The organism is Microbulbifer zhoushanensis (assembly GCF_021729055.1).
GTDB classification, from domain to species: Bacteria; Pseudomonadota; Gammaproteobacteria; order Pseudomonadales; family Cellvibrionaceae; genus Microbulbifer; species Microbulbifer zhoushanensis.
Map to the genome: position 1 here is coordinate 391,816 of NZ_JAJSAO010000001.1, position 24,526 is coordinate 416,341.

Sequence of the window (24,526 nt, forward strand, 5' to 3'; positions counted from 1 at the left end):
CGGGAATTGAATACTCCTGCAATTGGTAGGGCTGTTCAAACACCGTTATACTCGCCGACCAATATAAGAACCGTGACCCCTGTGGTCCCTGAATACTCGAGTGCAACCAGCGGAGGAGAGCGCCGTGGAACGCGAATCAATGGAATACGACGTAGTTATCGTGGGCGCCGGTCCGGCGGGATTGGCGGCGGCCTGCCGTATTCGTCAGCTCAACGAAGACATCTCGGTGTGCGTGGTCGAGAAAGGCTCCGAGGTGGGTGCCCATATCCTCTCCGGCGCTGTATTCGAGCCCACCGCCCTGAACGAGCTCTTCCCCGACTGGAAAGAACGCGGCGCGCCGCTGAATACCCCGGTCAAGGGTGATGACATCTATGTAATGGGCGGTGCAGAAAAGGCCACCAAGGTGCCCAACCTCTTCGTGCCCAGCACCATGCACAATGAAGGCAACTATATCATCAGCCTGGGCAACCTGTGCCGCTGGCTGGCGGAGCAGGCGGAAAACCTGGGCGTGGAGATCTTCCCGGGCTTCGCCGCAGCCGAAGTCCTCTACAACGAGGACGGCTCCGTCAAGGGTATCGCCACCGGGGATATGGGTGTCGGCGCCAAGGGCGAACACAAAGACGCCTACATGCCGGGCATGGAACTGCATGCCAAGTACACCCTTTTTGCCGAGGGCTGTCGCGGACACCTGGGCAAGCAGCTGATCAGCAAGTTCAAGCTGGATGAAGGCAAGGACCCTCAGCACTACGGTATCGGCATCAAGGAAATCTGGAAGGTTACCGACGACAAACACCAGGAAGGCCTGGTAGTCCACACCGCTGGCTGGCCCCTCGACGAGAGCGGTTCCCACGGCGGCGGCTTCCTGTATCACCTGGAAGACAACCAGGTCGTGGTGGGCCTGATTACCGACCTGGCCTACAGCAACCCCCACGTCAGCCCGTTTGACGAGTTCCAGCGCTACAAGCACCACCCGGTAATCAAGCAGTACCTGGAGGGCGGCCAGCGCGTGGCCTATGGCGCCCGCGCCATCACCAAGGGCGGCCTGCAGTCCCAGCCCAAAATGACCTTCCCGGGCGGCCTGATGATCGGCGACAACGCCGGCACCCTGAACTTTGCCAAAATCAAGGGCAACCATACCGCCATGAAGTCCGGCATGATCGCTGCCGAGGTCGTGGCAGAAGCCCTGGCCGCAGACCGGGCCAGTGACGAACTGACCGGATACAGCGACAAGTACCGCAACAGCTGGGCCTGGAAGGAACTGCACAAGCAGCGCAACTTCGGCCCCGCCCAGCACAAGTTCGGCAACATTCTCGGGTCCGCCTACGCCTTCCTGGATATCAACATCTTCCAGGGCAAGCTGCCGTGGACCCTGCGTGACACCAAGGCGGATCACGCCCAGCTCAAGCCGGCCGCGGACTGCAAGAAGATTGACTACCCGAAGCCCGACGGCGTGCTGAGCTTTGACAAGCTCTCCTCGGTATTCATCTCCAACACCAACCATGAGGAAGACCAGCCCTGTCACCTGACACTGAAGGATGACGAGATCCCGCTGAACCACAACCTTCCCATCTACGACGAGCCGGCGCAGCGGTACTGCCCGGCGGGCGTATACGAAGTGGTTGAAGATGCCGATGGCAAGCGCTTCCAGATCAATGCGCAGAACTGCGTGCACTGCAAGACCTGTGACATCAAGGACCCGACCCAGAATATTGTCTGGATCGCCCCTGAGGGCGGCGGTGGTCCCAACTACCCCAACATGTAAAGTTTCCAGGCGCCTTCGGGCGCCTTTTTTTGCCCCCAATATCAAGCCAGCCGGCCACGGGGATCACCCCTGGTCCCGGTGGCGGGCCCCGCCAGGCCTTCACTCCTGTCTACACTGAAGCATACCGCCATAGAAGAACGTCGCCCTGCGACACCGCGAAGACAGGTTATCCGGATGAAAGCCGCCCTACTCTGCATTGACCTCCAGTACCTTGTGGCCGCTCGCGGTCATGGGATATTCAGCGCCGACAGCGAGGCACCCTTCGACCAGCCGGGCCAGGAATACTATTTTGACCGGCTGGAGAAGCTGGCCCTGCCGAACATCCAGGAGTTACAGGCGATCTTCCGCGACAAGGGCCTGGAGGTGATCCACCTGCGCACCCGCTGCAAAACCACTGACGGGCGCGACCGGACTTACTGGCACAAGCGGCGCGAACTCTTGTGCCTGCCCGGCTCACGGGAATCGGAATTTCTCGATTCAGTGCGGCCCCGGGAGAACGAGCTGATTATCAACAAGACCGGCTCCGGCCCTTTCGGTAACAGCAATATCCACCCCCTGCTCACCGAGCTGGATATTTCCCAGCCATATTGCTGCGGTGTGTTTACCCATCAGGGTGTTGAATCCACCGTCCGCGCCCTGGCCGACTTCCATTACCGTCCAGTCCTGGTCACAGACGCCACGGCCACGGGCAGTGAACAGGTGGAGAAAGACACTGTGGACCGACTACAAGGGGTTTATTGCGATGTCATCGAAACCGAAACGCTGGTAGAAGACCTGCGCCAGCATATACGCTCGGTACGCTGATACAGCACTTCGACGACATCCGGACAATAAAAAACCGGGCGCTGGAACCAGCGCCCGGTTTAAGCTTGCCTGGTCTGCCTGGCAAGTCCCTGTTTGTTCTCAGAACTTGTACTGCGCGCTCAGGGCAAATGAGGATCCCGGCTGTTCTTCGTAAACGATGACGCCCTCCCGCTCGATCTCTACAGACTCATCCAGCAGGTTCTGCATCTTGGCCTTGATGGTTAACTCCTGGGTGGGATACCAGGAATAAGTCAGGTCCAGCGAGTGGAACGGCTGCTCGAATGCATCCGGCGAGCCGTTACGGCCGGCCAGGTACAGGCGCTCACCGAATACGTTGTAACCCAGGGTAGCCGCGTGGTAACCGTCGGGCGAATCAAAACCAACCAGCATATTGACCACGTAATCGGAAGCACCGGTCATTTCACGCACGGCGTTGGTCGGTGCGTCCGCCTCAGTGCCGGCAACCAGCTCTGACTCCTGCAGGGTGATATTGCCCTGGACAAAGAAACTGTCCATGGTTTCGCCCAGGAAGCCCATGGTCTTCAGGCCCTCAATCTCGACACCGGTGATCTCACCGGACTCGGCATTGATAATCTCCCGCGCGACGTTGGTATCACTGGAGCCCAGCTCGAAGAATTCGATCGGGTCGAGGATGTCCTTGTAGTAGGCAGAGAGAGTCAGGTTGTCGCCGTTGTCGAAGAACCACTCTGCGCGCAGGTCATAATTGGTGATCTCGGACGGGCGCGCACTGGGATTACCCTTGATCTGCTCATCGGTGATCGGGTCGATATAGATGGCATCGGTGATCTCACGCAGGTCGGGACGCACCGCGGTCTTGCTGGCACCAAAGCGCAGCTGGAAGGTTTCGGCCCAGAGATTACCAATATACGTCAGTGCCAGAGATGGATAGACCGCATCTTCGCTGAACGTTGCATCTTCCAGCTCCTGGCGATCCATGGTGACCTGCGGATCATCGATGGTGTAGCCGTAGGGGTTCCAGTCCAGCGCCACCTGGTTGTAGTCCTCCCAGCGGGCGCCGGCGGAGACACGCCAGGTTTCATTCAGTGTCCAGTCGAACTTACCGAACGCGGCATCGGTCAGGGTTGCGGCGATATAGCTCTGGTTGTTTGCACCGGCGCGATCGAACACAAAGTTGTTGTTCGAGTCGGTGATGTTCTGGTCGCTGAGCACCTGGTCCAATGAACCGTTCAGGGAATCAACACTGTCGACATCCAGGGCACCCAGGCGGAACTCGGTCTCCTTGTAGGTACGCCCCTTCTCTGTGCGGGCAAAGCCACCGCTCAGCTCCAGTGTGGAAGAAGAGAACTGCAGCGGCAGGGTTGCAATCCAGCCATAATCCTTGACCGTGTCTTCCAGATCCGTAAAACGGAAACCTGAAGTATTGGTGCCAATGCTGACGGCCGAGCTGACAACTGCACCGGATTCGTCAGTAGTGGTATCTGCATTCACTGACACCTCATTGGGAATATCAGTGGCAGCGGTGGCTTCGGAATAGAACCAGTTGAACGCCAGGTCTTCCGGCACCCAGTTGAGCATGCCACCGGGCATCATTTCCCTGGTCTGGGCACCAACCACATGGCTGCCCTTGACCTGGTTAACAAACAGGTCGCGCTCTTCGTACTTGATGCTGTACTCACGGAAGCCCCGGCCGTCAGCGAGCTGGCGATTCTCGTTGAAGTAGTCGCGGATGGCAGTTTCGTCATCGGTATTGCGCAGGTACAGGCTGGTGCTGGAGATTTCGTGATCATCCCCATAACGGACACCCAGGTTCAGGTTACCGCTCAGGTCGACAGAATATGTGGACTTGTTCTGGGTATCGAATTGCTGGTCGGGCGAGCCGAAGCTGCGCTTGACACGCTCCTCTTCACGCCACTTGTTCTTGTAGGAACCCCCGGCCAGGAAGCCCACTTCTAGGTCATCACCGATATAGAAGCGATTGCCGACACTGCCCTTGATATCAGTATCCGGCTCACTTGATTCCTCCTCAATGGCGACATCGCGGTTGAGGTACAGCGCCATCTCACGATTCAGCTTCTGCGCCGCAGAGAAGGCATCCTGCGGGGAATCGTATTCAACGCCTTCTTTTTGCAGGGTATCCCGGATATCGGCTACACCCAGGCGCCCCTGGAAACGCTCCAGGTACCAGTCTATTTCACCGGCAAGTTCCCGCGCTCCATCGTCAGTGCCGAAATCATCATCGTCACCGCCACGATAGCTCAGCACATCCCCGTCGGTCTCCGAGTTCGTGCCGGTGCCGAGCTCAAGAGAATACGTCAGCGACTCCGGGATGCCCCTGGTGCGGATATCAACGTTACCGCCCCCAAAGGTCGCAGCCTTGTCGGCAGAATAGGATTTCTGCACGGCGAGGGAATCAACCACCGAGGTGGGGAAAATATCCAGGGGGATTACATTACGGGTCAGGTCCGGTGAAGGGACCGTAGCGCCATTCATGGTGGTGCTGGAATAGCGCTCACCCAGGCCGCGTACATAGACAAACTTGTCGCTTACCAGTGAAAGGCCGGAAACGCGGCGGAGAGCTGCGGCAACCGTGGAATCACCCACGCGCCCGATCATCTCCGAGCCCAGCACGTCAGTGACGACCTCTTCCTCCAGGCGCTCACTGACCAGCATCTCCGCCGAATCACGCAGGCGGCCCTGGACCATCACTTCTTCGATTTGCTGTGCTTGTGGAGCGGGAACATCATCCATCTCCACCTGGGCCCAGGCATTGGGCGTCAGGGTCGAGGCCGTGGCGATAGCCAGTACCAGCGGCGCTCTTTGAAACTTTTCGATCTTAACCATTTCCAGGCCTCTTATATTTCCTGTTGATCCTGCGGTAGAAGCAAACAGGGCGCCGACTCCCTTTGCGAAAGTGGCGCCCCGGGTGATCAGGGACCAGGCCCCCGATCAAGTGCCCTGCTTAGTTTGCAAACCACAGCGGCTCGCCGTCGTGCAGGCCGTAGGTCCAGCCCTGGGTCCAGTCCAGGTCACCCTGGCTCAGCGCACCGAAATAGGCGCGGGAGATTGGGCTGATGCTGATGGGTGCATCGTTGACCATCATGTTCCCGGTAGCGATGGAGAACACAGATGGGGTGCCCTCGAGAAGCTGCAGCTGGGTAGCGTTCATTGCGGTCGGGTCAACGGCGCCGGTGATATCGGCGAAGACGTTGTTGTTGGCAACGGCCCACTCTTCCAGGGTCTGTGCGCCAACCGGGCCACCCTTGGTGCGATCTTCACAGGCGAAGATATTGGACTCGATCTGCAGTTCGGTACCCATTTCCGCTTCAACCAGGGTCTCCGGGTCTTCAACACGCAGGCAGTAGTTGCTGCCATCAACACCGGTAGTGTCCGCATTGAAGGAAGCCAACACCATGGAGTTGGTGATCTTCGGGAAGATGGCTTCACGGAAGCGCCAGCCGGCACCCGGATCGTGGGTAGCGGTATCAGCACCACTGGCGGAGATAATGCAGGTAAGCCCGTCGATGACCGGACGGCTGTTGATACCGGCAGAAATCATCGCATCAATAGTAGCGGCGTCTTTGTCATCGTAGCTGCCGATACCGTCAGACTCGATGCAATGGTTGCCATCGGTTTCCGCCTGGATTACCAGCGCGTTGGTGATGGAGCCGTTCCAGCCCTCGTCAATATCGATCGAGTCATCGCGCACGTACATGGCCAGGTAGTTTTCGAAGCTGACCGCGCCGCCGAACATCTCGATGCCGTCGTCGTAGGTGGAGTAAACCTGCAGGTTCTTGACAATGGTCTCGCCGCCCACGGCACTGAAGGTAATACCGTTCAGCTCGTCACCGTTGGCCACTTCCGCACCGGTGTGCTTGACTCGCACGTATTCCAGCTGGCCGGAGCTGTCACTGTTGTTGTCACCACCGTAGTTGGACTGGTCCTTGCCGGCAGCGCCTTCGGCCAGTACGTGACACTCGGAAGTGTTCAGGCTGGCGTCGTAGCTACACTTGTTGGTGATACCGAAACCATTGATCACCATGCCGCCCCACTGCTGTACCGCATCGAAGGCAACGGCGTTGTCAACGGCATCAGAGGTGGAAGTGAAAGTGATCGGGGCATCTGCAGTACCCACCGCGAACAGCTGGGAGCCACGGTTAACGACCATGAACTTGGTGCTGTCCGGGAAAGCGATGGTGGAGCCGGCCTCGATGGTCAGCTTGGCGCCGTCGCCCCCTTCAGCAATGCCGGCCGCCGCCATGGTCGCATCGTCGTCGTAGTTGTTGCCGACAAACAGGCTGCCTTCAAAGATGTGAACACCACCGTTGTCCAGCGCAGGGATAAACAAGTCCTGGGTCAGGGCGTTACCGGAGTCAACAAAGCTCGCCGAGTAGGTGCAATTTGCACCGTCGAAGGAGCCCTGCATTACCTGCCCGCTCTCCTCGTAAGAAGCGCAAGGGTTATTTGCGTCGGCGGGAGTGCCACCGCTTACAGAATTGTCGACTGAATTGTCGACAGTCTCCGGCTCGATGCTGATACCACCGCTGTCGCAGCCGGCCAGCAGGGCGGCAATGGCCGCGGAAAGCAGCAGCTTCTTGTTCACGTGTTTCATGTTTCCCCCTAACGGAAGTGTTGCAAATTTGGGCAGCCAAAATTCTGACTTTTTTCTTCAGCTGTGCGTCCTGAATCCAAAAGCGTTTTTTCAGCAACCCGGAAACCTTAAATTTTTTGTTCGCCTTGGCGATTCGGACGAGGGGGAGTGTAGGAATGCATTGTTGCGAAAATGTTACTTTTCGGTTGTTTTCCAAAAAAACTTGCAACATCTGGCATGAATAGAAACAAAGATTACACTTATGTTGCGCCCATGTTTCAATCGAATAGTAATCGATCAAATGGAGGACAAATTCTATTCGGGGGAGATACAGCCAGAGGGCAACGGGGAAAAATTGCGGTTGGAATTACCAGCGTTACCTGGCCGGTAAGACAAAAAAAGTGAAGCCACTTTTAATGTCCCGTACTGGTCGGGCGGAGGAAGACAGGGATCTCTATCGGGCAGACAATAGGAATATAATTGCGCAAGGAAACCGGCTTCCGGCAGCCGGGGCGCTGCTACTCAGTATTGCCCCAGCGGCCATTCGCCTCCAGCACTCTTGATGACAAGGGTATCCTGTGGTCCCTCTGCGGGCGTCGCGGCCCAGCCGACGAGTTCGTAATAGACGTCACGGGAAATCCGGGCGAATAACCCGTTGCGCACTTCTATATAGGGAATGGGTTGCGGCGGACGGCCAAACGGACGCAGCTCCCACTGGTGTTCCGCATCCAGGGGCACCACGTCGCCGGAATTGGTGGTGAAGAGCAGCTTGTCCTCGCCGTGCTGCGAGTCACCCTCCTTTCCGCGTGCGACCTGGGTAGCGAGGAATGGCACATCCTCAACCCGGATACGCCATTTCTCCACCGGGGTTACCAGGAAGTACTCATCGCCCTCGCGCTTCAGGATACTGGCAAAGAGGTTCACCAGCGGCTTGCGGCGGATGACAGTGCCCTCGTGTACCCAGTTTCCGTCGCGACGAATGAGCATGTCCATATCGCCGCAGAGGTCCGGGTTCCAATCGGAGACTGGTGGATGCCCGCTGAACTCTTCCTGTAAGCGCTGCAGTTGCTGGAACAGGGGTTCAGCCAAAAGAGGAACTCGCGCTACCTTCTGACGGGGAGCCACCTTCAGGCCGGCGGCCGGACACGTCACCAATATGGACACCCACATCCATAATGAACTCCATCAGTCCCTCACGGTCCTCGATCACATCGGCAAAGGACCGGGAGTGGTAGAGTTCGACGGCGCCCTGTACCAGGGCCCAGTATGTGGAATAGTAGAAGTAGGCTGGCACCTTCTTGAGCACGCCCTGCTCCATCCGGCGCTCGAATACGCGGTTCAGTGCCGACGCATTGGAGTTACGGATGGCATGGAGTTCGGCGATCATTTCCGGGGCCAGGTTCAGCGCAATGATTTTCTCTTCGAGGCGCTGGAACAGGCGGTCCTTTGCCGGGTCGGCCATCCGCGATTCGAAGTAGGCGCGGGCCGGGGCGGTAATGTCTCCCTGCTCTGCCGTCGCTACGGCGGACTTGAGGCGCTCGGTCAGGGCCTTTTCGTAGTCCATCAGCAGGCGCATGTATATCTCTGTCTTGGAGATGAAATGCTTATAGATGGTGCCCTTGCCGATATCGACCCGCTCGGCGATCTGCTCGACAGTAACCTTCTCCTCGCCATGCTCGAGTAACAGTTCGAGCGCTGCATCAAGGATCCGCTGCTCCCTCGCGCGGAAGCGCTGAACCTTCTCCTTTGCCTTATCCATACTTCCGACCTTAGGTGCCATACGGTTTTGAGACTGAAATTGACTATCCATTCATGAATGATAGGCAATTAGTGGACATTGGAAAAGCGTTGCGGGGGACTTTGTGTGGAAAGCGCCGCTCGATCACGCGCCCCGCCGCCCCCGGAAGCCCTTGCGCCGGCATGGGCTGGGCCCAACCCAGTCGCATATGGCGCCAACAGGTCCATCATGGCCCGCTAAAGGAACATCCATACTGAGCAGATTGGTAATGGTCGTACCCTCCCGGGTTGTTATCATGCGCCGCTGGAATGCCCTCGGTTACTGGCCAATACTCAGACCGGGGCGATGGATCACTCAGAAAGTAAGGCACACAATGGAAAAACTGAGCAAGCTGCTGGACGTAGAGGAGCTGGACCGGAATCTGTTCCGCAGCCGACAGCACGTGGAAAACTACCGCAAGGTGTTGTTCGGCGGCCAGGTGCTGGGACAGGCCCTGACAGCGGCCACCCGTACTGTTGAGAACCGCCTGCCCCACTCCCTGCACGCCTACTTCCTGCGTCCCGGCAGCAGCGACCTGCCCGTGATCTACGACGTGGACCCGATCCGGGATGGCGGCAGCTTTACCACCCGGCGAGTGGTGGCCAAACAGCACGGACGTGCCATTTTCAACATGTCGGCGTCCTTCCAGATCCAGGAGCCGGGCTTTGACCACCAGGTGGACATGCCTACCGACGATGTCCCCGACCCGGAGTCGCTGAAGAACACCCAGCAGCTGGCTGAGGAGGCCGGGCTGGTCAGCGAGGCCCACGACCAGCGGCGCTATATGATCGATTTCCGCCCGGTGGACCCAGAGAGTTATTTCGACCGCAAGCAGCGCGAGGCCCGCTGCATGTTCTGGTTGCGGGCCGAGGGAGAGATGTCGGATGACCCGCTGGAGCACCGCTGTGCCCTCTCCTACGCCTCTGACCTGGCGCTGCTGGGGACCAGCCTGCAACCCCACCCCATCTCCCTGTTCGACCCGCACCTGATGCCCGCGAGCCTGGACCACGCCATGTGGTTCCACCGGGACTTCAGGGCGGATGACTGGCTGCTCTACGTCACTGACAGCCCTTCCGCCAGCGGTGCCCGGGGCTTCTGCCGGGGCCAGCTGTTCACCCGCGACGGTGTACTGGTGGCGTCCACCGCCCAGGAGGGACTGATCCGGCAAATTAAAAAGTAAATCAATGGTTTACAAGTGGAAAACGGCTGTTATAATGCCGCTCGCTTCGTTGATGAGGCGACACACAAATCGGTGAGTAGCGCAGCCTGGTAGCGCACTTCCTTCGGGAGGAAGGGGTCGGAGGTTCGAATCCTCTCTCACCGACCAATTGCGAAAAGCCCGCTTTATAGCGGGCTTTTTTTATGCCGTGTGAAACCCATTCCCCTCTCGAATCATCACTTCGGTTGCCTCAATCCAGATGGCACCGTTACCCTCTTGCGCTGTCCAATCCCACTGACAACCTCACAGCGACAGGAAAGATGTTTAGAAAACTGCACTCCCTGCTGGGCCCGCTTCTCGTCTGTACGGTATTTGCCATATCTACGCCAGCCGCAAGCAGCGAAACCTTCAAGCTGCTTTACCAGGCAGAAATCCAGCCCGAATCGGGCCGCGCCCTGGTCGAAATCCGGCTGGAGGGTGAAAAGTTACCCCGCAAGCTGGAACTGCATCTCAACCCGGAGCGCCACCAGGAACTGGAAAGCGACGGTGACCTGGAGGTCAATGGTGACGAGGCGGTGTGGCACCCCAAGGGTAAATCTGCCAGCCTGCGCTACCAGTTCACAATCAACGAACAGAAGGGATCCGGCAGTTTTGATTCCCGCATTACTGACAAATGGTCAATCCTGCGCAGTGACAAGCTGATCCCGCCGATTTCCGCCACTATGGAGAGTGGCCTGCGGTCCCGGGCCGAGCTGAAACTGGTACTGCCCGAGGACTGGTCGTCCGCCCTGCCCTACAAGGAAATTGCGGACGACCACTACCGTATCAAGGATCCTGGCCGGCGCTTCAAGCGGCCCAAGGGCTGGATGATCGTGGGCCGGATTGGCAGCCGGCAGGACATCATTGATGGCGTGGACACCACTGTCGCCGCCCCGCTGGGCCAGAATGTGCGTCGCCAGGACACCCTGGCTTTCCTCAACTGGAACCTGCCTGAGCTCAAGAAGGTATTCCCGGAATTCCCGCAACACCTGCTGATCGTCTGCGCTGACGATCCCATGTGGCGGGGTGGCCTGTCGGGCACCCGCTCACTCTTTATGCACTCCGACCGCCCATTGATCAGCGGGAACCGCACCAGCAGCATGATCCACGAACTGGTGCATGTGGCCACCGGAATCCGCGGCGACCACCAGAGTGACTGGATCGTGGAGGGCCTGGCCGAGTTCTACTCCCTGGAGATCCTGCGGCGCACCGGGGGCATCAGTGAGCGCCGCTACCAGGGAGCAGTTGATGAACTGGAGGAATGGGGCAAGGAAGCCCCGACATTGCTGGTCAAGCGCTCGTCCGGGCCTGTCACCGCACGGGCGGTCGGTATCATGCGCCAGCTGGACCGTGAAATCCGCGCGGCCACCGATGGGAAAGCAAGCATTGACGACGTGGCCCGGGCACTGGCTGAAGACCGGGGCAAGGTAACCCTGGCCCGGTTCCGCAAGCTGGCCGAGGAAGCCGCCGGTCGACCGGTCAAGGCCCTGGACAAGGACAACCTCCGCGACGCGGAACAGTGAGCAAATGACAGGCAAAAAAAAGCCCTGACGACGGGGGGGGGGAGAGCGTCAGGGCCAAGACCATTAGGAGTGAAACTTGGAGGATTTCATCCTTGCTACACAGCGGACAGCTGCCGTATGGGGCGCGTCCTACCGGCATTACTGAGCACCTTGGGGGGGAATGTGCTAGCCAGTTAAAGCAAGTATTGGCGAAGTCGCCGGGATTGCCAGTACGGCCAGTAGAAAATCTTAGAACAATTGGTAATAGGTTAGAGCGCGTCCATAGAGAATGCGCTTAAAACACGCCAGCAGCCCACACGCCAGGTGCCGGGATGCGGATAGCGGATGAGCGGCCCCCCTCTCACGCAAGAACGCTTGACTAATCGCGCCCAATCCCTAGAATAGCGCCTTCTTCGCACCCGTGCGGAGACGTAAGTATAAGAAAATGCTGGGATTTTTCGGCTCCATCCGGTAGAATCCAGCGCGTTTTCAAGCCCGCTCACGCGGACGCTCTTGATTCAAGAGCACACAATATGGCCAGGTGGCAGAGTGGTTACGCAGTGAACTGCAACTACAGCGCCAGCGGCCAGATACAAGCGCCGGTTACGCTCGAACCGGCGGCTGAAGTTTCGACAGAGCACACAATATGGCTAGGTGGCAGAGTGGTTATGCAGCGGACTGCAACTCCGTGTACGCCGGTTCGATTCCGACCCTAGCCTCCATATTCCCCTCACCTGCCCGAATCGCGGCGGGTGATTCGCGAGAGCCCCCCCCTGCGGATAACCGCAATACCACCTGCTCTCGCAACCCTGCCCGGGTGGTGGAATCGGTAGACACAGGAGACTTAAAATCTCCCGGCCTTACGGCCGTGCCGGTTCAAGTCCGGCCCCGGGCACCAATCCCTGCGTCCACTCCTGCGCGACCAACGCCACTATTCCCCGACCGGATCCAGGCCCTGCATTCAAGCCAGCCCACAAGAAACAAAAGCCCAGGTTTAGCCCGTTAACTTCCACGCCCCAATCGGCACCAGGCTGATGACGCTGCGCGGGCAACTTACCTGGTACCATCTTCAAAGATTGGGGTTTCGAATCCAGACTCAATGCGCGCCATTAACGAATGCGCATCCTACCATCTCCACTTCCTGATCAAACTTTATTGTTATTTGGTCAAATAATATTTACTCGTACCCGAGCGACCGTTTAGATAGGTACAAGCGCCACTGCGCTGTTTTAAGCGACTTCTCAGGAGTTCGCGGTAGGGAAGCCGCCACCAAAATAAAGTTCGAATAAGCATTGAAGGAAGGAACCCTATGTTACGCAAGCAATTTATCGCGCTCGCCTCGACGCTGGCGATGGGCATAACCGCCTCGCCGGCGGCCCTCTCAGAATCGTGGGTAGTGGTCGCCCATGGCAACGACGTAAAACAGCAGACACTCGACGAGATAGCCGCAGCAGGCGGCACCGTAACCCGCCACATGCCGCAAATCGGTGTACTCAAGGTCGAGGCCGGCAGCAATTTTGGCGAAATTGCCCGCACAATTTCCGGGGTAAAGCACCTGAGTGCCGACAACACCTTCCAGTTCTATGAGCCGGTAACTTTCGATGGCCCTACCCTGGACTACGCCGGCAACCCGCCCAGCAGCGGCGATGATGATTTCTTTTTTGACCTGCAGTGGGGACACGACGCAGTCAATGCACCCGAGGCCTGGAATGCAGGCTTTACCGGCCGGGGTGTGCGCGTCGCCGTGATCGATGGCGGCTTTGATATGGACCACCCGGACCTCGCACCGAATATCGACTACAACGCTAGTGCCGATTTCACCGGCGAGGGCATCGGCTACAGCTTTGATGACGCCTTCAGTCACGGCACCCATGTGGCGGGTACCGTCGCCGCGGCCGACAATGCCTTCGGTACAATCGGTGTCGCCCCCGAAGCCACGCTGATCCTGCTGAAAGCCCTGGGCGATGCAGGCACCGGTTCGTTTGCCGATGTGGCCGCGGCCATCGTGCATGCTGCAGACGTCGATGCGGACGTGATCAATATGAGCCTCGGGGCGTCCTTCCCAGCCAGTGATGAGGGTGCTGCGGCGCTGAAGGTAATGATGTCCAGGGCCACGAATTACGCCCATCACGCCGGGGTAACCATCATCACTTCGGCCGGCAACGATGCGCGCGACGGCGACAAGGATACCAACGTGGTTACCCTGCCCGCCGATTCGCCCCACGCAATCTCTATCTCCGCCACCGGCCCCAAGGGATGGGCAGCCGGCGAGGAAAACCTTAACCAGCTGGCAGTCTACTCAAACTACGGCCAGTCGCTGATCGACTTTGCCGCACCGGGTGGCGACTACGAGTACTACTTTACCAACCCGGAGCCGGCCTGTGCGGTTGCCGGTTTAGTGCGCTCCTGCGGAGTGTTTGATTTCGTATTCAGCACCGGCAACGGAGGCTGGTACTGGTCCGTGGGCACCAGCATGGCCTCTCCGCATGCCGCCGGCGTTGCCGCCCTGATGATCGAAGCGAATGGTGGCTCTATGCATCCGGCCCAGGTAGTGGCAGACATGGCCCAGCAGGCGCTGGACCTGGGCAAGCCTGGCAATGATGACGATTTCGGTGGCGGGATGCTGCAGGCACCGCACTAAACCATCACCGTCAGTTGCAACAAAAAAGGCCCGTACCAGCGGTACGGGCCTTTTTCGTGCTGGATTTTTTCATTACATCCTGCGGCTATTCGCCAGCACTTTCATCCTTGCTCTCACCACTATCCATCAATGCCGGCCAGGCGGCGCGCAGGTAGATGAACATCGACCAGAGCGTAAGCGCAGCGGCGGTGTACAGGAGGATGTAGCCGATCGTCTCCATCACCGGGTATTCCCGCACGTCAAATGCCAGCAATACGATGATTGCAGCCATCTGTGCCGTGGTTTTTACCTTGCCAATAAAGGAGACCGCAACGCTGCTGCGCAGGCCCAGCCCCGCCATCCACTCTCGCAGTGCCGACACCGCGATCTCGCGACCGATAATCACGGCTGCCGCAATAGTAAACCAGGCATTCTGGTGCAGGCCCACCAGGAGGACCAGCGCGGTCGCCACCATGAGCTTGTCCGCCACCGGGTCCAGGAAGGCCCCAAATGGCGTGCTCTGGTTCATCTTGCGGGCGATATAGCCATCCAGCCAGTCAGTGATGGCGGCGAGGGAAAAAATAACGGCGGAGGCCAGGTAGCTCCACTTGTACGGCAGAAAGAATACCAGTACCAGGACTGGTATCAGTGCGACTCGAAAGAGCGTCAGTTGATTGGCGAGTGTCATGCTTTTCCCTGTACTTACGGTGCGGGTACGTTACCAAGTCGCCACTGAAAAAGAAACTTTAAGCGCCCCGCAGTCACGTGCCGACAACAAACGGAACCTCAATGGCTGTGCAACGCCGAGTATATATCCTCTGCCAGCTTACGGCTCACCCCTTCAACCGCGGCGATTTCCTGTACGGTTGCGCGCCGGATTTCCTGCAGGCCGCCAAAGTGACGCAGCAGGGCACGCCGCCGGGCCGGGCCGACGCCGGCAATGCCCTCAAGGGGGGACTCGCGGCGCTTCTTGTCGCGCCTCTGCCGGTGCCCGGTAATGGCAAAGCGATGCGCCTCATCCCGTACCTGCTGGATCAGGTGCAGCGCTGGCGAATCGGCCGCAAGCACCAGCTCGCGACCGCCCGCAACCACGTATAAGGTTTCAAAGCCTGCCTTGCGGGTGGTCCCCTTGGCCACGCCGACAATCTGCACGCCGACGACACCCAGGGCATTCAGTGTATCCACGGCCTGTCGCACCTGGCCCTTGCCGCCGTCGATCAGGAGGATATTCGGGAACTTGCCCTCCCCGCTCGACAGTCGCGTGTAGCGCCGCTTGAGTGCCTGGGCCATGGCCGCATAATCATCACCGGCCTGGATGTCGTCGATATTGAAGCGGCGATAGTCAGACTTCACCGCCCCGCCGGTGTCGAATACAACACACGAGGCCACAGTGGCTTCGCCACTGGAATGACTGATATCAAAGCACTCCAGGCGCTCCGGTAGCTGCTCCAGTTCCAGCACCTCCTGCAACGCCTCAAACCGGCTTTGCAGCTTCTGCTGGGCCGCGGTACGGCTGCCGAGGTTCTGCGCCGCAGCCTGTTGCGCCATGGTGACCCAGGTAGCGCGGTTGCCGCGTAATTTATGGGAGATGGTAACCTCGCGACCAGCCTGCTGGCCCAGAGCCTCCTGCAGCGCTTCCCGGTCCTCCATGTCCTCGGAGGTGAGGATCTCGCGCGGCACCTCCCGCTGGCTGCCCAGGTAAAACTGGGGAATAAAGGCCGACAACAATTCACTGCTATCGAGACCGAGCCGTTCGGCCGGGAAGAAGCTGCGGCTGCCGAGGATACGCCCCTGGCGGATAAACAACACATGCACACAGCAGGCACCACCCTCAGTGGCCACACCCATGACATCGGCGTTGCCAGTGGAGCGCTCGGCCACCTGGTCGGCCTGGAGGCGGCGCAGGTCGGCAATCTGGTCGCGCAACCGGGCAGCCCGTTCAAACTCGAGCTCGCGCGAGGCCGTATCCATCTGGTCGGCCAGCTCGCGAAGGATGGTGTCGCTCTTGCCCGCCAGGAACATCTCCGCGTGGCGCACGTCAGCTCGATAGTCCTCCTCGCTGATAAAGTTCACGCAAGGGGCTGTGCAGCGCGCGATCTGGTACTGCAGGCAGGGCCGCGAACGGTTGCGGAAAACACTGTCCTCGCAGGAGCGGATACGAAAGGTCTTCTGCAGGAAGTTGAGGCTGTCCCGTACCGATGAGGCATTCGGGTAGGGACCGAAATACTGCCCCTTTTTCCGTTTGGCGCCGCGATGGAAAGCAATCCTGGGAAAGGTATCGGCACTGGAGAGAAAGATATAGGGATAACCCTTGTCATCCTTCAGCATCACATTGTAGGGCGGATGCTGCGACTTGATCAGGCTCTGTTCCAGCACCAGGGCCTCAGTCTCGCTGCGGGTGACAGTAATTTCTATGCTGTTGATGCGCTGGACCAGGGCCATGGTCTTGGCCGTCAGGCCCGAAGCACGGAAATAGCTGGACAGCCGGCTGCGGAGGTTCTTGGCCTTGCCGACGTACAGGATACGCCCCTCCGCGTCGAACATCTGGTAGACGCCAGGCTTACGGGTAACGGATTGCAGGAAACGCTTGCTGTCGAAGGGATGAACAGTGCTCGAAGCGTCACTATCTGTCATGGATTTCGCCAATTACTGCTGAGCGGAATACAAAGTGAGCCAATTCCCCCGGGGAATTCAGAGCACTGCTTCGGGATCCAGGACCTGGTACTTGACCGCCAGCAGTGTCAACTCGACGTCACTGTGGATACCGAGCTTATCGAAAATACGGTAGCGATAGCTGTTCACTGTCTTCGGGCTGACAGCAAGTGTCGCCGCGATATCAGCCACCTTGCTGCCATTCACGATCATGGTGGCAGTCTGCAGCTCGCGCTCGGAAAGGTCGTCAAACGGAGAGGACTTGCTGGAATTGCCATTCACCTTCCGCAGTGCCATTTTCATGGCAACCGAGCTGCTGAGGTAGACGTTGCCGGAGTGGACTGTCCGAATGGCCTTGACCATCTCTTCCAGGTCGGCGCCCTTGGTGACATAGCCCAGCGCACCAGCCTGCATCAGCCGATCCGGGAACATTTCGTCATCCAGGGCACTGACTGCCACAACACGGGATTCCGGGCAGCGCAGCAGCAGTTTACGGGTGGCCTCCATCCCTCCCATGCCCGGCATCTTGACATCCATCAGGATGACATCCACCGGCTGCTGGCGAACAAAAGCGAGTGCGTCCTCGCCACTGCTGGCCTGGCCGACGACTTCAATATCAGAGACGTCACCGAGCATGCGCGAGATTCCCATGCGCACCAGATCGTGATCGTCAACCACTAAGACTTTGATCAATTTAGCCCCAACTACGGATTATGCAGGTTCCGAACCTTCCCTTGTCCGGGCTTGCATTCTTTTTTACAGATTTTTATACCCGGCCGACATCACCGCCGGGCGAATCCACAGAGCCTGCAGTCAAAATACCAGACAAATCACCGGGTGCAAAGACACCTACATCACGCAGTGGGAGCGACAGTCATGTCCGCTGCTAACCAAGCTGTCCCAATATAACCAAATGACATGAAAGGTCGTCCCGCAGCGCCGTTCTTCGTGTCGGCGCCCCCGAAAGACGACGGCAGGCTTAGCCGGGAAAGGTACGGAAGGTCAGGCTGACGCGCTGCGCCAGGGCCCTGCGGGACTTGGCCACCTGGTGCAACCAGTGCCCCTGGACCGCGCCGGAGGTCAACAACAACGTCCCCTGCCCCAGCTCCAGGCTGGTGCGCCCGCCTCCATCACGCCGCTTGAATGCCAGCCGCCGGGGCGCCCCCAGGCTGAGGGTGGCGATTACCGGGTGCGGTCCCAGCTCGCGTTCGTCATCAGCGTGCCAGCCCATGCTGTCGGATCCGCCACGATAATGGTTGGCCAGCACCGAATTGAAATGGAAACCGCAGGACTCCAGCCGGGTGCGAACCCGCGCCAGTGGCCCGATCCAGGCCTGCGCCACCTGCTCCAGGCCCGACCAGCGGTAGGTGATACCCGGGTCGGCGACGAACGCGTGGCGCCGGGGGATCGGGTGACTGCGGCCGAACATGCGTATCTCGGGTTGGTCCCACTGCAACTGGCCGAGGCAGGCATGCATCAGGGCGGACTCCTCAGCGGGACCCAGCCAGTGCGGGATCAGCAGGCCGCTGCCGGGCTCCAGGTGGACCCACTCCGCGTCCGCCCAGCTGGCGGCCAGCTTACCGGCCGTTGCCCGGAAGGCATCTTCGTCCAGCATCAGCCAGGCCTCCGCAGTCGTTACCGGTCAGGGATAGAACCGGGGTTCAGGCTCGAGCTCCACACCGTACTTTGCGTGAATATCGGCGGCGATCTCCTGTGCCAACCCGGTCACTTCGGCCCCTGCGCCGTGGCCCGGGTTCACCAGCACCAGTGCCTGTCGCTCGTGCACGCCCACTGCACCCTGCCTCTTACCCCGCCAGCCGGCACGATCAATCAGCCACCCTGCCGCCAACTTCCAGCGTTCACCCACCTCGTAGGCGACCAGGTCGGGATGCGCCTTTTTAAGTTCGCGGTAGAGGTCGCCGTCGATAATGGGATTCTTGAAAAAGCTGCCGGCATTGGGGATCTGTGCCGGGTCGGGCAGCTTGCTGTTGCGTACAGCGATAACGGCCTCCGCTACAGCGCGCGGCGTCAGGCCGCTGCTATCAATCTGTTGCTCACGGAAATACTGTTGCAGGGCCGGGTAATCAACCCGCGGATGCCACTCACCGTCGAGCTCCAGGCTTACGCTGGTAATGATGTACTGGTCTCGTGCCCTGCCCTTGAAGACACTGTCACGGTAACCGAACTCGCAGTCTGAGGCGGAAAAACTGTGTATTTCGCCAGTGGCGATATGCAGCGCCTCGAGGCTGCTGAAGCTATCCCGCAACTCTACGCCGTATGCGCCAATATTCTGGATCGGCGCGGCACCAATCCGGCCGGGAATAAGGGCCAGGTTTTCCAGCCCGCCCAAACCACGGTCCACAGTTGCCATTACCAGCTGGTGCCAGTTTTCCCCGGCCCCTGCCGTCACCAGGGTGCGCTCGCCCTGCTCGCGGACTTCCAGGCCCGGATTGTCCAGGTGAATCACCAGCCCGGGGAAATTGCCCGTCAACACGATATTGCTGCCGCCACCAAGCGGCAGGATCGGGAGTTTTTTCCGGCGCGCGAACTCCAGAGCCTCACGCAGCTGGTCAAGGTTCTCCACCTGCGCGAAGTGTGCTGCCCGGGCAGCAATAGCCAGGGTGTTATAGGGCTGCAGGTCTACATCGGCCTGGATCATGTTACTCCGCCAGCAGGGTACGCATGCGCTGCAGGTCCTGCTCCGTATCCACACCACCGGGAACGTCTTCACAGGCATCAGCCACGTGGATGCTCTCATCGTGATAGAGGAAACGGAGCTGCTCCAGGGATTCAAGCCGCTCCAGCGGTGCCACCTCCCAGCTGACAAACTTTTCCAGCAGGGCCACCCGGTAGCCATAGATACCGATATGGCGGCGCGGGACAAAGCCTTCAGGCAGCGCACCCTGCTGCACGGCAAAGGCATCCCGCGGCCAGGGAATCGGCGCACGGGAGAAATACCGGGCCAGGCCGGATTCCGCCGTCACAACCTTGACGATATTGGGGTTCAGGAAGTCATCCACATCCCGGATGGGCTCCGCCAGTGTGGCCACGCCGGCTGCGGGGTTGCCAGCCAGGTTGGCTGCCACCTGGTCAATCACTGCCGGGGGGATCAGGGGTTCATCACCCTGCACATTCACCAGGATGCGCTCCCCGGGCAGCGCCAGGCTGCGGGCCACCTCGTGAAGGCGATCCGTACCCGACACATGGTCAGCAGAGGTCATGCAGACCTCGCCACCGAAAGCCCGCACGGCTTCAGCCACGCGCATATCATCGGTGGCGACAAACACCCGTTCGGCGGCACTTTCCGCCGCCCGTTCGTAGACGCGCTGCACCATCGACTTGCCGGCGATGTCCGCCAGTGGCTTGCCCGGCAGCCGGCTGGAACCGTAGCGCGCGGGAATTACAACATCGAAAGGAACGGGCTCACTCATCGCTGGAAAAGTCTTGCAGGTGTTGGTGGATTCTCTGGTAGAAAAGGTCCGGCAGGATGGCGCGCACTTCCAGTGCCCACCAGTGGCCCTGCCAGAAATCGCGGCACTTTACCGCGTCTTTCATGGTCATGATCACCGGCGTTTCACCATCGAAATGCAGCTCCTGGGGACTGAACTGGTGGTGGTCGGCAAACGCCTGCTCCATTACCTGGTATCCCATCTGGCGCAGCTCGCGGAAGAAACGCTGCGGGTTGCCGATGGCCGCCACCGCATGGCATGGCCCCACTTCCGGACCCGAGGCCAGCTTGAGCGTGGATGTCTGGTCCAGGTTGAACTGGTGCCAGCTGGCCGGCCGCAGGTTCATGGCAAAATCAATCTGGTCCCCGCAGTACTCTTCTACCCGCTCCTCGGGCTCGCCATTCACCACCACAATATCGACGCTTTCGAGGCGCTCCGGTGGCTCGCGCAACGGGCCCCGCGGCAACAGGTGGCGGTTCCCCAGCCCGCGCTGGCCGTCGATCACACAGATCTCCAGGCTGCGCCACAGGCCATAGTGCTGGAGGCCGTCATCGGAGAGAATGACATCGCACTGGTGATAATCCACCAGTGCCCGGGCCGCCTCATTGCGATCCGGCGAGACCATAACCGGCAGGCCGGTAATCAGGTGCAGCATCAGCGGCTCATCGCCGGATTCGAGCGGATGGGACTGCGCGGTGACCTGGTACGGGTACTCTTTCGCCCGGCCGCCATAGCCGCGGCTGACGATACCGGGATTGAAGCCGCGCTCCCCCAGCCAGCGCGCCAGCTCCGCCACCAGCGGCGTCTTGCCGGCACCACCGACGGTGATATTGCCTACCACGATTACCGGTACCGGCAGCGGTTCCGGGGGGCTTTCGCGAAAAGCGCGCCGCCGGAAGCCCGTGACTGCCCGGTAGATGGCTGACAACGGGGTAAGGAGTGCCGTCGGGGAGAGCCGCTCCCGGTCCGGATACCAGTGCTTGTTGAACCAGTCTTCCATCGACATCCGCCCGCTTATCCCGCCGTCTGCTGCTGCAACAGCGCCGCATAGCGGCCGCCGTGCTCTATCAGTTCCTGGTGGTTACCGCTTTCGATGATGCGCCCCTGCTCCATGACCAGGATCCGGTCCGCGCCCTCGATGGTACTCAGGCGGTGTGCGATCACGAAAGTGGTACGATTCTTCATTACCTCTGCCAGTGCTGCCTGGATGCTCCTCTCGGACTCGTTATCCAGTGCCGAGGTCGCCTCGTCGAGGATCAGCACCGGCGCATCCTTGAGCAGCGCCCGGGCAATCGCCAGGCGCTGGCGCTGGCCGCCGGAGAGCATCTGGGCGTTGTCCCCCAGCCGGGTGTCCAGTCCCTCGGGAAGCTCCGCCACAAAATCAGTGGCATGGGCCAATTCAACCGCTCGCTTCACCGCCTCCGGCGGGGAGCCTGCCAGCTCACCATAGGCAATGTTGTTATAGACAGTATCGTTGAACAGCACGATGTTCTGGGAAACCATGCTGATCTGGCCCCGCAGCTGCTCGAGGGGGACATCGGCAATATCGACGCCATCCAGCAGGATGCGTCCACTGGTAGGATCGTAGAAGCGCGCCAGCAGGCTGACCAGGGTGCTCTTGCCCGACCCGGAAGCCCCCACAAGTGCCACCGTCTGGCCGGCCGCCACCTCGATATCGATATCGCTCAGCACCGCCGGGGCGGCCTCGTCATAGCGGAAGCCCACGTGCTCGAAAGTGACTGCACCGTTCACCGGTGACGGCAGTGATGCCGCGCCACCAGTGGGTTCACGGGGGGAGTCAAGTACATCGAAAATGCTCTCGGCGGCGGCGATACCCTTCTGGATGTCGGCGTAAACCTCGGACAGGCTCCGAACCGGCTTGGCCAGCGATGCCGCCGCACCGATGTAAGACGCGAATACACCGGCGGTCATGGACTCGACCATGCCCGGTGCCAGTGCCAGCCATACAATGGAAGCCGTCGCCAGGCCCACCAGTATCTGGATTATCGAGACACTGCCGTTATTGGCCACCACCAGCTTCATAAACTGTTGGCGGTTGTTGTCACTGGCCGATTCGAAACGGGCATTCTCATACTTCCGCCCGCCATACATGCGCACTACCTGGTAGCCGTTGATCGCCTCCTGGGTGACATGGGTAACATCACCCATACTGTTCTGGATGCGGTGGCTCAGCTTGCGAAAGCGCTTGCCCACGATGCGCACGATAAAAGCGATCAACGGTGCAAACAGGAAAAACGTCAGGGTCAGTTTCCAGTTGACCAGCAGCAGGTAGGTCAGCAGCCCCAGCGCGGTGAAGGACTCGCGTATCAGGACCTTCATCGCCTTGGTAATCGAATTGGTGACCTGCTCCACGTTGTAGGAAACCTTGGAGATCAGGTAGGCGCCGGTGTACCGGTCGAAATAGGCACTGGGCAACTGGCCGATCTTGACGAACAGGTCGGTGCGCAGCTGGTGAATCACTGCACGCGCCACATAGGCCAGGCCGTAGCTACCGATAAAGTTACCGGATGCCCGCAGGACGATAATCGCCAGCATGGCCAGCGGCACCATCCAGCGCGCAGCTTCCTGCGGCATGACACCGCCGGGGAAGTAGCCGGCCACCCATTTCGCCAGAAACCCCTGCCCGACTTGGATACCGGAGCCCACGGCATCCAGCAACAGCTCGGTCACCGCGATCAGGCTCACGTTCATGGTGGAGAACAGCAGGAAACCAAGGACTGCCAGGGCGAAAATCGGCCAGTGTGGCAATGCGTAGGAAAGCAGGCGGCGGTAGGTCTTTGTCCCGCTTGGCGGGAGCCCTGGGGCATTATCCATAGATAGCCATATCGTACAGCGGACGGGGATCGCGGCGATCAGCCCCCGGAGGGTACTGGCGCGGCGGTCTCCGGCCTCAGGCATCCGGCAGGCGCATCTTGCGACCCGCCAGACCCCTGTCGGTTAACTCTCTTCCGGTTGCCGCGTGGTAATGCTCAGGTGGACAAAACCCAGCTGCCCCGCAGCATCCATGGCGCGCACCACAGCCTGGTGCTCCGCCGTGGCATCGGCAGTAATAATCAGGGGGCGATTGTACTCGCCCGCAGAAACTTCCGACAGGGCCGATTTCAGGGTAGTCAGCTTTTTATTGACCAGGGCACGCCCGTCCACGGAGTAAGACCCATCCGCGTTAATCAGCACCTCGATACTGCGCGGCGGGTTTTCCGCCTGTGGGCCCGCTGCCTCGGGGAGATCCAGCTTGAGGTGGCTCTCTTTGGTAAAGGTGGTGGAGACCATGAAAAAGATCAGCAGCAGGAATACCACGTCAATCAGTGGCGTGAGGTTGACCCCGTCCTGCTCTTTGGCTTGGCGGCGAAACTGCATGAGCTATACCTCAGGCCGTTTCAACGCGGCGATCACTGTGCAGCGCATCAACCAGCTTGACGGCTTCCTGCTCCATGGTGACTACGATTGTATCCACCCGGCGCTGGAAATAGCGGTGCGCCATCAGGGCGGGAATAGCCACGGTCAGGCCTGCGGCAGTCGTAATCAGCGCCTGGCTGATCCCCCCGGCCAGCACACCCGCATTACCGGTGCCTTCCAGCATGATCGCGGTAAACACCTGGATCATACCGACCACGGTACCGAGCAGGCCGATCAACGGGGCCACGGCCGCAATGGTGCCCAGGGCGCCGAGAAACCGTTCCAGGTCGTGGATCACCTGGCTCGCGGCCTCTTCAATGCTGTCTTTCATCACGTCGCGCCCATGGCGGGAATTGGACAGGCCGGCGGCAAAGATCCGGCCCAGCGGGCTGGAGTCGCGAAGTTCCTTGAGCTTTTCGCCGTCAATCTGGTTATTTTTGAGCCAGCTCCAGACTTCCCCGAGCAGGCCTCGCGGCGCGATACGGCGGGGATTGAGTGTCCAGAGACGCTCGATAAAAATAGCAATAACCGCGACAGAACAGAGCAGGATCGGCAGCATCAGCCAGCCGCCGGACTTTATTATCTCTAACACTTTTCTTATTACCCGTACTGCGAAAGGTAGAGCAGCACTTTACCACAGCTGTTGGCGCCAGCTAAGTCTTGCCAACGGCGTCTTTTCCCCGACTGTGACATGGGTTACATCGTGGCGCAGGACCGGGCCCCTTTTACCCGGACATAAAAAAACCGCCGGCAGTGCCGGCGGTTCAGGTTCGAC

Annotated in this window: 19 protein-coding genes and 3 tRNA genes; 8 read left to right on the plus strand and 14 right to left on the minus strand. The window is 59.8% G+C overall.

Annotated features, from left to right (window positions below):
• Positions 1 to 139: 139 nt before the first annotated feature.
• Positions 140 to 1,762, plus strand: a complete 1,623-nt coding sequence (locus LVD10_RS01690; protein WP_237061873.1) for an electron transfer flavoprotein-ubiquinone oxidoreductase — start codon at positions 140 to 142, stop codon at positions 1,760 to 1,762.
• Positions 1,763 to 1,936: 174 nt separating this feature from the next.
• A complete protein-coding gene (locus tag LVD10_RS01695) occupies positions 1,937 to 2,566 on the plus strand; it encodes a cysteine hydrolase family protein (RefSeq protein WP_232942631.1) in 630 nt (209 codons plus the stop codon).
• Between the two features lie 99 nt (positions 2,567 to 2,665).
• On the opposite strand, the gene LVD10_RS01700 is transcribed toward LVD10_RS01695, so the two are convergent.
• From LVD10_RS01700 to LVD10_RS01715, 4 genes are all read right to left on the minus strand, one after another.
• The gene (locus LVD10_RS01700) at positions 2,666 to 5,389 is read right to left on the minus strand and encodes a TonB-dependent receptor domain-containing protein (RefSeq protein WP_237061542.1); all 2,724 of its coding nucleotides are present in this window, start codon (positions 5,387 to 5,389) and stop codon (positions 2,666 to 2,668) included.
• Between the two features lie 118 nt (positions 5,390 to 5,507).
• Positions 5,508 to 7,157, minus strand: a complete 1,650-nt coding sequence (locus LVD10_RS01705; RefSeq protein WP_237061544.1) for a beta-helix domain-containing protein — start codon at positions 7,155 to 7,157, stop codon at positions 5,508 to 5,510.
• A gap of 501 nt (positions 7,158 to 7,658) precedes the next feature.
• The gene (locus LVD10_RS01710; protein WP_237061548.1) at positions 7,659 to 8,225 is read right to left on the minus strand and encodes a DUF1285 domain-containing protein; all 567 of its coding nucleotides are present in this window, start codon (positions 8,223 to 8,225) and stop codon (positions 7,659 to 7,661) included.
• The gene (locus LVD10_RS01715) at positions 8,218 to 8,895 is read right to left on the minus strand and encodes a TetR/AcrR family transcriptional regulator (protein WP_232942639.1); all 678 of its coding nucleotides are present in this window, start codon (positions 8,893 to 8,895) and stop codon (positions 8,218 to 8,220) included. Before LVD10_RS01715 ends, LVD10_RS01710 begins: the two co-directional genes overlap by 8 nt.
• A 352-nt stretch (positions 8,896 to 9,247) precedes the next feature.
• On the opposite strand from LVD10_RS01715, the gene tesB reads away from it, so the two are divergent.
• The 6 genes from tesB (at position 9,248) to LVD10_RS01745 (ending at position 14,254) form a co-directional block, all read left to right on the plus strand.
• The gene (tesB, locus tag LVD10_RS01720) at positions 9,248 to 10,093 is read left to right on the plus strand and encodes an acyl-CoA thioesterase II (protein ID WP_237061550.1); all 846 of its coding nucleotides are present in this window, start codon (positions 9,248 to 9,250) and stop codon (positions 10,091 to 10,093) included.
• A gap of 70 nt (positions 10,094 to 10,163) precedes the next feature.
• Positions 10,164 to 10,240: transfer RNA gene (locus LVD10_RS01725), tRNA-Pro, on the plus strand.
• Between the two features lie 152 nt (positions 10,241 to 10,392).
• Positions 10,393 to 11,634 carry a hypothetical protein gene (locus tag LVD10_RS01730; protein ID WP_237061554.1) on the plus strand — a complete coding sequence of 414 codons (1,242 nt, stop codon included), beginning with the start codon at positions 10,393 to 10,395 and terminating at the stop codon, positions 11,632 to 11,634.
• 627 nt (positions 11,635 to 12,261) lie between these two features.
• Positions 12,262 to 12,335 (plus strand) — tRNA-Cys (locus LVD10_RS01735).
• Between the two features lie 89 nt (positions 12,336 to 12,424).
• Positions 12,425 to 12,511, plus strand: a tRNA-Leu gene (locus tag LVD10_RS01740).
• A 411-nt stretch (positions 12,512 to 12,922) separates the two neighbouring features.
• The gene (locus LVD10_RS01745; protein WP_237061559.1) at positions 12,923 to 14,254 is read left to right on the plus strand and encodes a S8 family peptidase; all 1,332 of its coding nucleotides are present in this window, start codon (positions 12,923 to 12,925) and stop codon (positions 14,252 to 14,254) included.
• Between the two features lie 85 nt (positions 14,255 to 14,339).
• Here the strand turns inward: LVD10_RS01745 and pgsA are convergent, their stop codons facing one another.
• The 10 genes from pgsA to LVD10_RS01795 all read right to left on the minus strand — a co-directional run bounded on the left by pgsA (position 14,340) and on the right by LVD10_RS01795 (position 24,343).
• The gene (gene pgsA / locus LVD10_RS01750) at positions 14,340 to 14,921 is read right to left on the minus strand and encodes a CDP-diacylglycerol--glycerol-3-phosphate 3-phosphatidyltransferase (protein WP_232942647.1); all 582 of its coding nucleotides are present in this window, start codon (positions 14,919 to 14,921) and stop codon (positions 14,340 to 14,342) included.
• A 98-nt stretch (positions 14,922 to 15,019) separates the two neighbouring features.
• Positions 15,020 to 16,867 carry an excinuclease ABC subunit UvrC gene (gene uvrC / locus LVD10_RS01755; protein ID WP_232942649.1) on the minus strand — a complete coding sequence of 616 codons (1,848 nt, stop codon included), beginning with the start codon at positions 16,865 to 16,867 and terminating at the stop codon, positions 15,020 to 15,022.
• A gap of 57 nt (positions 16,868 to 16,924) precedes the next feature.
• Positions 16,925 to 17,578 (minus strand): response regulator, encoded by a 654-nt coding sequence (locus LVD10_RS01760; RefSeq protein WP_232942651.1) that lies wholly within the window; start codon positions 17,576 to 17,578, stop codon positions 16,925 to 16,927.
• A gap of 286 nt (positions 17,579 to 17,864) precedes the next feature.
• A complete protein-coding gene (locus LVD10_RS01765) occupies positions 17,865 to 18,500 on the minus strand; it encodes an alpha-ketoglutarate-dependent dioxygenase AlkB family protein (protein ID WP_237061561.1) in 636 nt (211 codons plus the stop codon).
• A 27-nt stretch (positions 18,501 to 18,527) separates the two neighbouring features.
• A complete protein-coding gene (murB, locus tag LVD10_RS01770) occupies positions 18,528 to 19,544 on the minus strand; it encodes a UDP-N-acetylmuramate dehydrogenase (protein ID WP_237061563.1) in 1,017 nt (338 codons plus the stop codon).
• A 1-nt stretch (position 19,545) separates the two neighbouring features.
• The gene (kdsB, locus tag LVD10_RS01775) at positions 19,546 to 20,316 is read right to left on the minus strand and encodes a 3-deoxy-manno-octulosonate cytidylyltransferase (RefSeq protein WP_237061565.1); all 771 of its coding nucleotides are present in this window, start codon (positions 20,314 to 20,316) and stop codon (positions 19,546 to 19,548) included.
• Positions 20,309 to 21,340, minus strand: a complete 1,032-nt coding sequence (gene lpxK / locus LVD10_RS01780) for a tetraacyldisaccharide 4'-kinase (protein ID WP_232942659.1) — start codon at positions 21,338 to 21,340, stop codon at positions 20,309 to 20,311. Before lpxK ends, kdsB begins: the two co-directional genes overlap by 8 nt.
• 8 nt (positions 21,341 to 21,348) lie before the next feature.
• Complete coding sequence (gene msbA, locus LVD10_RS01785; RefSeq protein ID WP_232942661.1) at positions 21,349 to 23,169, minus strand: lipid A export permease/ATP-binding protein MsbA; 1,821 nt, start codon at positions 23,167 to 23,169, stop codon at positions 21,349 to 21,351.
• Positions 23,170 to 23,292: 123 nt separating this feature from the next.
• The gene (locus LVD10_RS01790) at positions 23,293 to 23,712 is read right to left on the minus strand and encodes an ExbD/TolR family protein (protein ID WP_232942663.1); all 420 of its coding nucleotides are present in this window, start codon (positions 23,710 to 23,712) and stop codon (positions 23,293 to 23,295) included.
• 10 nt (positions 23,713 to 23,722) lie between these two features.
• Positions 23,723 to 24,343, minus strand: a complete 621-nt coding sequence (locus LVD10_RS01795; RefSeq protein WP_232942665.1) for a MotA/TolQ/ExbB proton channel family protein — start codon at positions 24,341 to 24,343, stop codon at positions 23,723 to 23,725.
• Between the last annotated feature and the right edge of the window lie 183 nt (positions 24,344 to 24,526).

Bases quoted from the DNA above. Each gene is read 5' to 3' on its own strand.
- LVD10_RS01690 (WP_237061873.1), top strand. From the start codon at position 140: ATGGAATACGACGTAGTTATCGTGGGCGCCGGTCCGGCGGGATTGGCG.
- pgsA (WP_232942647.1), bottom strand. From the start codon at position 14,921: ATGACACTCGCCAATCAACTGACGCTCTTTCGAGTCGCACTGATACCA.
- LVD10_RS01715 (WP_232942639.1), bottom strand. From the start codon at position 8,895: ATGGATAAGGCAAAGGAGAAGGTTCAGCGCTTCCGCGCGAGGGAGCAG.
- LVD10_RS01765 (WP_237061561.1), bottom strand. From the start codon at position 18,500: ATGCTGGACGAAGATGCCTTCCGGGCAACGGCCGGTAAGCTGGCCGCC.
- LVD10_RS01730 (WP_237061554.1), top strand. From the start codon at position 10,393: ATGTTTAGAAAACTGCACTCCCTGCTGGGCCCGCTTCTCGTCTGTACG.
- lpxK (WP_232942659.1), bottom strand. From the start codon at position 21,340: ATGTCGATGGAAGACTGGTTCAACAAGCACTGGTATCCGGACCGGGAG.
- murB (WP_237061563.1), bottom strand. From the start codon at position 19,544: ATGATCCAGGCCGATGTAGACCTGCAGCCCTATAACACCCTGGCTATT.
- msbA (WP_232942661.1), bottom strand. From the start codon at position 23,169: ATGGATAATGCCCCAGGGCTCCCGCCAAGCGGGACAAAGACCTACCGC.
- kdsB (WP_237061565.1), bottom strand. From the start codon at position 20,316: ATGAGTGAGCCCGTTCCTTTCGATGTTGTAATTCCCGCGCGCTACGGT.
- LVD10_RS01705 (WP_237061544.1), bottom strand. From the start codon at position 7,157: ATGAAACACGTGAACAAGAAGCTGCTGCTTTCCGCGGCCATTGCCGCC.
- LVD10_RS01745 (WP_237061559.1), top strand. From the start codon at position 12,923: ATGTTACGCAAGCAATTTATCGCGCTCGCCTCGACGCTGGCGATGGGC.
- LVD10_RS01700 (WP_237061542.1), bottom strand. From the start codon at position 5,389: ATGGTTAAGATCGAAAAGTTTCAAAGAGCGCCGCTGGTACTGGCTATC.
- LVD10_RS01790 (WP_232942663.1), bottom strand. From the start codon at position 23,712: ATGCAGTTTCGCCGCCAAGCCAAAGAGCAGGACGGGGTCAACCTCACG.
- LVD10_RS01695 (WP_232942631.1), top strand. From the start codon at position 1,937: ATGAAAGCCGCCCTACTCTGCATTGACCTCCAGTACCTTGTGGCCGCT.
- tesB (WP_237061550.1), top strand. From the start codon at position 9,248: ATGGAAAAACTGAGCAAGCTGCTGGACGTAGAGGAGCTGGACCGGAAT.
- uvrC (WP_232942649.1), bottom strand. From the start codon at position 16,867: ATGACAGATAGTGACGCTTCGAGCACTGTTCATCCCTTCGACAGCAAG.